Source organism: Psychrobacter sp. DD43, assembly GCF_904846555.1.
GTDB classification, from domain to species: domain Bacteria; phylum Pseudomonadota; class Gammaproteobacteria; order Pseudomonadales; family Moraxellaceae; genus Psychrobacter; species Psychrobacter cryohalolentis.
This window is the reverse complement of sequence record NZ_CAJHBE010000033.1, coordinates 1-7,320: the sequence shown is the minus strand read 5'-3', so window position 1 is coordinate 7,320 and position 7,320 is coordinate 1. Positions and strand designations below refer to the sequence as shown.

Sequence of the window (7,320 nt, the reverse complement as noted above, 5' to 3'; positions counted from 1 at the left end):
GCTTAATACAAAAAAGCCAGATACTCAGGGTATCTGGCTTAGCAAAAACTATCAATCTATTTTAGGACGAGACATTATAGATTCAAGCTAGTTTAGCTCTTTTTACTACTGCCTCTACCACCACGACTGCCGCTTCTCTTCGCAGGTGATTTCTTTGGCTGATCTTTGCTTGTGGAGCTGCGGTTTGGCTGACTAGAGTTTGAATGATCTTTCTTAGTTTGATTCATTTTACTAGATTGCAGCTTTGCTTGTAAACCAAAGTCAATTTGTAGCAGATCCATATTAACGCCAGCTACTTTCACTTTAACCAAATCGCCCAGCCCAAACACTGTGCCTCTATCTTTACCGATAAGCTGTTGCTGCTGCTCATCATAAACAAAGAAATCGTCACCAACGTTTGAGATATGCACCAAACCATCGATATACAAATCCGTCAGAGTAATAAATAAACCAAAGTTTGTGACGGTAGTTACAACACCATCGAACTCTTCGCCGACATGATCTTTCATATAATGACATTTGAGCCATGATTCTACGTAGCGTGAAGCCTTTTCAGCACGGCGCTCAGTATCTGAGGTTTGCATGCCAGCACCTTCTAATGAAAAATCCATCACAGGCTGTTTGGCATTTGTCACTTTCGCCTTGATCGCACGATGTAACATTAAATCAGGATAACGACGAATCGGCGAGGTAAAATGGCTGTACTCGTCGTAAGCCAAACCAAAGTGACCGATATTGTCAGGTGAATAGTTTGCTTGCATCATCGAACGTAACAGCATGCTATGAATACTGATAGCGTCAGGACGCTCTTTAGTCGCTTCAATGATACGCTGATAATCCGCTTGAGTAGGATTTTCTTCTGGGAAGCTTAGACCAAAGTTTTTGGCATATTCATGGATACGCATCGACTTTTCGCCATCAGGCTTATCATGATTACGATATAACACAGGCAGCTCGTTTTTTAGTGCAAAGTTTGCTGCACAGGTATTGGCAAGCAACATGCACTCTTCGATAAGCTTTTGCGCATCACCGCGCGTACGAGGCAAGATGGCTTCGATACCACCTTTTTCATTGAACTTAATGTAAGTTTCAACGGTCTCAAACTCCATCGCATGACGCTCTTCACGCTTTTTGAGGAGTAGCTCATACAGTTGATGTAAGGTATCGACAGATTTTTTGACCTCTTTATTCTCTGTCAACGATTTTGGAACGCTACTGTCTTTTGGATTCTCAAGATAAGCGTTTACTTGATTATAAGTCAAGCGCGCTTGCGAGTGCATGACGCCAGGATAAAACTCATAACTGGTGATTTTACCAGCACGTGATATCTTAATATCAGCAACCATACAGAGGCGATCAAGATTAGGGTTCAGCGAACAGAGACCATTAGACAGTACTTCAGGCAACATAGGAATCACTTGATGCGGGAAATATACTGACGTACCACGCTCGTAAGCATTTTGATCAAGTGGCGAGTTCGGTGTCACATAATAACTGACATCCGCAATCGCTACCAAGACGCGATAATTACCACCAGAACGCTTTTCTGCAAACACAGCATCATCAAAATCACGAGCATCTTCACCATCGATCGTCACTAATGGCAACTCACGTAAATCGACACGACCTTTTAGATCTTTTTCAGTCGGCTCTTTATAATCATTTGCTTGATTGAGCGCCGCTTCACTGAACTCTGATGGAATATCATAATTAAGTAACGTAGTCTCAATGATCAGTTCGCGATCATTGTCATCAGATAAGACTTCAGTAATTTTGCCCGTGGCAAATTCATGCTGATTTGGCCAATCAATAATATCAACTTTTACCGGCGAGCCTTGCTTAGCATTGAAAGCCTGTACATTGTCTTCTGTGACGGTAATCGGCTGATGGTTATTTGGGCTACCAAGCTCAACGCAGTAACCGTCTTCATCATGAGCCAGCGTACCAATAAAATGATTTTGACGACGCTCAACGACATCAACGATACGACCTTCAGTACGACCGCGGTTGTCTGTTGACGTGCCAACGGCTTCTACTGTATCGCCATTAAAGACCCAACGCATTTGTTTTTCATGCAAGAATAGGTCAGGCATATCACTTAATAATACAAAGCCAAAGCCCTTTGGATGGGCTGTTACTGTACCGGTGACAATGTCGTGCTGAGTGACCGTACGATAGCGATAAGGGCGACCGTCACGATTGACTTGTCCATCACGCGTCATCGCTTTTAGGCGGTTGCCCAAAGCGTCAAACTGATCAGGATCAGCAATATTAAAGGCTTTTGCCAATTGCTGATGGGTGATTTCACCGTGTTCATTAATCGTGCTTAATATAAGCTCGCGACTAGGAATCGGGTTATCATATTTTTGTGCCTCACTTGAGGCGTTTGGATCATTCCAACTCATAAATTACCGTATCTATTTTTAAATTATTAATAATGACTATCTTAACACGAACAACGTCCCAATATCTTAGGTCAATTGTCTTATCTGTATTTGATAGCGAGTAGTCGTTAGTGGTCAAATTTTATTAAAAGTGAATGCTTATCTAAATCAAATATCAATATCGACCGTATTTGATTTATTGGTTATTTTTTCCATGTTCAATTCTTTTGACACTTCTAATACCGTGGTCTGATTAGATTTATCGAGGTATTTTTGAGCTTTATCAACCTCAGTGGTCAAGGTATTGACCGTTTGCTTCATATTCTCAAGCGCTTCAATTTTATAATTGCTAATCATATCCATGGTGTCATAGACATTATTGAAGGCATTTTGCAATTTATCAAGCTCAATAGTGCTGCTGGTCGCTTGCTCATGAATCTCAAGTGATTGACGCTTGAGCATTGCCGAAGTTGATTCAATCAAGCTACTGGTCGTTTTATTCAAAGCAGTAATTTGGTCAAGTACCAGTTTTTGGTTAGTCATGGCTTGTGCCACAACCACTGCCGTACGTAGGGCTGAGATAGTGGTAGTAGTGGCGCGATCTACCCCTTTAATCAGCTCTAAATTGTTTTTACGGATAGTATCCAATGCTAAATAACCTTGAACATTTACCGCCAATTGTGTCAAAAAGTCGGTATTTTTTTGGCGGACATAAAACAGCATCTCTTCTTTAATAATACGTGCTTTCTCAGGGTCAGTCGCTTCTATCGCATAGACTTTTTGCTCGAGCTGCTCATCGATTTTTTTACCCACATAGATATATTGGCGAATCGATTGCATCAGCTCCCACATATTAATTTTTTCTTGCTCAATCATCGCATTATCTTTGAGCAGCTCATCTTTACCATTATATAGGCTCGTTACTACCGCATTAATATGAGATTGCGCTGACTCATACTGACGGAAATAGTCTTGTACTTTATTACCAAATGGAATCAAGCCAAATAGCTTACGTGAGCTGGTCAGCTCTTTTTTGCTGGGGTCCAAATCTTCGACGATACCGCGCAGCTCCGTCAATGATTTTGCAATAGGGGAGTTATCAAATAAGCTGTCATTCAGGCTCTTAGCGGGTAGCTCTAACATACGGTTAGACACTTGCGCCGATTCACGGATTTCTTTATTACCCAAATTATGAATAGATTGGACGTTTTGTTGAAATTCAGAGCTGTGTACAGAGTTGTTGATAACATGATCGACAAAAGCATCGACTTTGGCATCAAGCTCTGGAATATCGCTGTCATCTAACTTGACCATCTGATCTGCTTCACTTTTTTGTATCTCTTTAACGGGTTCTGGCGCGGTTAGAGTAATTGTTGGTGTAGAGGTGTTAATAGGTGGGGTTAATTCTTGCATAAGGCTTCCTATGATATCTAAAAGAGGTTATATTTTTATCAGCGACATTTGTAGTCGAGGCATGGATTATTTTTATCAGTTTAATTGTTTTTATTGAAATTATGATTCATAAAGATAGAGTAGGTCTTTAGATTACCGTGTAATGAAAAGGTTGAGAAGATGGGTTTTGTAAAGCACTGTCGGCTTCATATATTTAAGGTTAAAGATAGTCAAAGAGGTACAAGTGTCATAATTAACTATAAATATGCTTATTAAGCCCTACATACTAAAAACCACCAATACGCCGTAGCATATTGGTGGTGGGAAATCATGAATATCTATATAAACACAGCCACTACTAAGACTAGACGATTGAAAAGTCTATTTCTTCTTAGTAGGTCCTAACAGCATACCCATTTGACGACCTTCCATCTTAGGATACTGTTCGACGTTTGAGATATCAGCCGTATCTTCAATGATACGATCAAGTTGCTTGCGACCAATTTCTTGGTGGGCCATTTCACGTCCGCGGAAACGGATGCTAATTTTAACTTTATCCTGATCTTCTAAGAAGCTAACGATTTTTCTCAATTTAACCTGATAATCGGCTTCTTCAGTGCTAGGACGTAGCTTCATCTCTTTTAGCTGAGTCTGCTTTTGGTTCTTTTTAGCTTCTTTCGCCTTTTGCTTCTGATCATAGAGGAAATGTTTATAATCCATGATTTTACATACTGGCGGTTTGGCTTCGGGAACCAGCTCTACTAAATCTAGACTGTCTTCACGTGCCGCTTTCATCGCGGTGTCGATATCGACCACGCCCATTTGTTCACCGTCTTCTTTGACCAGACGGACTTCTTTGGCACTGATATCTTCATTAATGTTCAAACGGTTTGACTGTTTAATAGGTATTACTCCTGATCTATTTTTGGGATCTGTCGGCCTTTTTCGGCAACAGCTGCTTCTACTAATGTGATAAATTCAGCGACACTCATCACGCCCAGATTTTCGCCTTCGCGAGTCCTAACGTTAACGCTGCCTGATTCGACTTCTTTATCCCCTAATACTAGCATATAGGGAATACGTTCTAATGTTTTCTCTCGTATCTTAAATCCAATCTTTTCGTTACGCAAGTCACTAATGGCGCGCAAGCCTGATTTTTTCAACTCATTGACCACATTTTCACACGCATCTGCCTGTTTATCTGTGATATTCATGACTACTACTTGTTGCGGCGCTAGCCATACTGGCATCCAACCGGCATAGTTCTCAATCAAGATACCGATAAAGCGCTCAAATGAACCTAAGATGGCACGGTGCAACATAATAGGTACTTCGCGCTCGTTTTGCTCATTGACGAATTCGGCATCAAGACGCTCAGGCATGTTCGGGTCAACCTGAATAGTACCGCACTGCCATACGCGACCCAATGAATCTTTTAGACTAAATTCAATCTTGGGACCATAGAATGCACCTTCACCTGGTAGATAAGCCCAATCAAGACCGGAACTATCCAATGCATCGGCTAATGCTTTTTCTGCAAAATCCCAAGACTCATCGCTACCGACACGTTTTTCAGGACGAGTCGATAGTTTCATAATGATATTATCAAAACCAAAATCTTCGTAAACAGCAAGGGTCAGCTTAATAAAATCAGCGACTTCTTGTTGAATCTGCGACTGTGTACAAAAGATATGAGCATCATCTTGAGTAAAACCGCGAACCCGCATCAAACCATGGAGCGAACCTGATGGCTCGTTTCGGTGGCATGAACCAAACTCTGCCATACGTAATGGCAAGTCACGGTAAGATTTTAAGCCTTGATTAAAGACTTGCACGTGACAAGGACAGTTCATTGGTTTTACCGCATAATCGCGATTTTCGCTCGAAGTGGTAAACATATTGGTCGCATAGTTGCCCCAATGTCCAGAACGCTCCCACAAGCTACGATCGACAATTTGCGGCGTTTTAATCTCTTCATAACCATTATCGTGCTGCACTTTACGCATATATTGCTCAAGTACTTGATAAATCGTCCAACCATTGGCATGCCAAAACACCATACCTGGCGCTTGCTCTTGCATATGGAATAGATTTAACGCTTTACCAATTTTACGATGGTCACGTTTTTCGGCTTCTTCAATACGCTGGATGTAGGCTTTTAAATCTTTTTTATCCGCCCATGCTGTACCATAAATACGCTGAAGCTGTTCATTTTTGGCATCACCGCGCCAATAAGCACCTGACATTTTGGTCAGTTTAAAGACTTTTAAGAAGCGGGTGTTTGGTACATGCGGACCACGGCACATATCCACATATTCTTGATGATGATATAGACCAAAGGCTTCTTCGCCTGGCATATCATTAATCAGCTTAAGCTTATATTCTTCACCACGTTCTTCAAAGATTCTAATGACTTCAGCACGTGGCGTTATTTTTTTGATAACGTCATAATCTTGCTTGATGAGCTCCATCATGCGTTTTTCAATGGCTGCCATATGCTCAGGCGTAAAAGGCGTTTCGCTATAGATGTCATAATAAAAACCATCATCGATAATGGGACCAATCACCATTTTCACATCAGGATATAACTGCTTAACGGCATGGCCTAATAGGTGAGCACAAGAATGGCGAATGATATCGACACCGTCATCATCTTTTGGTGTAACGATTTCAACTTTGGCATCATGGGCGATAGGGTCATGCGCATCTACCAATTGACCATCCACACGTCCAGCGACAGTCGCTTTAGCAAGCCCTGTCCCAATACTTTGCGCCACTTCCATGACCGTTGTATTACCTTCGAAGTTTTTTACGCTACCATCGGGTAAAGTAATCGCTACCATAATCTATTCACCTTTTTGCGTCCGTTGGCAGTGATGATTGCAACCATCAATCATATAACCGTAAGACTGCGTCAATTATATCTAATTACTATGATATGTTGTAAGAGATGGTATTACTTAAAGGCAAGGCTCAAAGCAGCAGCTTCTTAGCTAAGTCTTAATAAACGAAGTGCCATTAAGTAATATTATAAAGTCAGCTATTATAGCAAAAAATGTCTATTAACACTAGATAGATGGGGACTAAGGGCAGTTATGAATAGCCATCTATATGGTCGTTAACAAGTTTCTATATATAGGTGCTTTCTATACCAATATCAATACAGTCAAATAAAAGGCTTTTTAGCGATAAAGCAGCTACTCAAAATAGATTGATAGTAGGCAGTGGTAATGCAATTAAATAGGGTTATTTATGACTAAAGGTGCATTTACAACATTATTTAATGACAGTAAAGATAATTAATATGTTAAGTAGTTGAAAAATATCGACTATTTAAACCCTACTTAAATTAGTTTAAAAACCTTTGATAAAGCAGTTGACACCCTTCTCAGAATCTATATAATACGCCCCACAGCAAAGGAAGCTAGGCAATAAGTTAACCAACTTATCACTTAGATTACCGAGTTGAAACAAATTAAGAAAAGAAGTTGACAGACTATTAAAACATGATATGATGGTCAGCTCGCTAAATAGGATAAGCCAG

At 40.6% G+C, this 7,320-nt stretch carries 4 protein-coding genes; all 4 read right to left on the bottom strand.

Annotated elements, in window-relative coordinates; genetic code table 11:
• Nucleotides 1–92 precede the first annotated feature (92 nt).
• Complete coding sequence (gene rnr, locus JMX89_RS12565) at nucleotides 93–2,405, bottom strand: ribonuclease R (protein WP_011514721.1); 2,313 nt, start codon at nucleotides 2,403–2,405, stop codon at nucleotides 93–95.
• Between the two features lie 147 nt (nucleotides 2,406–2,552).
• Entirely contained in the window at nucleotides 2,553–3,797 is a 1,245-nt protein-coding gene (locus tag JMX89_RS12560) for a toxic anion resistance protein (RefSeq protein WP_201532544.1), read from the bottom strand.
• Nucleotides 3,798–4,157: 360 nt separating this feature from the next.
• The gene (gene infC / locus JMX89_RS12555; protein ID WP_011281352.1) at nucleotides 4,158–4,661 is read right to left on the bottom strand and encodes a translation initiation factor IF-3; all 504 of its coding nucleotides are present in this window, start codon (nucleotides 4,659–4,661) and stop codon (nucleotides 4,158–4,160) included.
• A gap of 23 nt (nucleotides 4,662–4,684) precedes the next feature.
• The gene (thrS, locus tag JMX89_RS12550; protein ID WP_201532545.1) at nucleotides 4,685–6,619 is read right to left on the bottom strand and encodes a threonine--tRNA ligase; all 1,935 of its coding nucleotides are present in this window, start codon (nucleotides 6,617–6,619) and stop codon (nucleotides 4,685–4,687) included.
• Nucleotides 6,620–7,320 lie beyond the last annotated feature (701 nt).

Excerpts from the sequence above, each read along its gene's own strand:
- rnr (WP_011514721.1), bottom strand. The coding sequence starts at position 2,405 with ATGAGTTGGAATGATCCAAACGCCTCAAGTGAGGCACAAAAATATGAT.
- JMX89_RS12560 (WP_201532544.1), bottom strand. The coding sequence starts at position 3,797 with ATGCAAGAATTAACCCCACCTATTAACACCTCTACACCAACAATTACT.
- thrS (WP_201532545.1), bottom strand. The coding sequence starts at position 6,619 with ATGGTAGCGATTACTTTACCCGATGGTAGCGTAAAAAACTTCGAAGGT.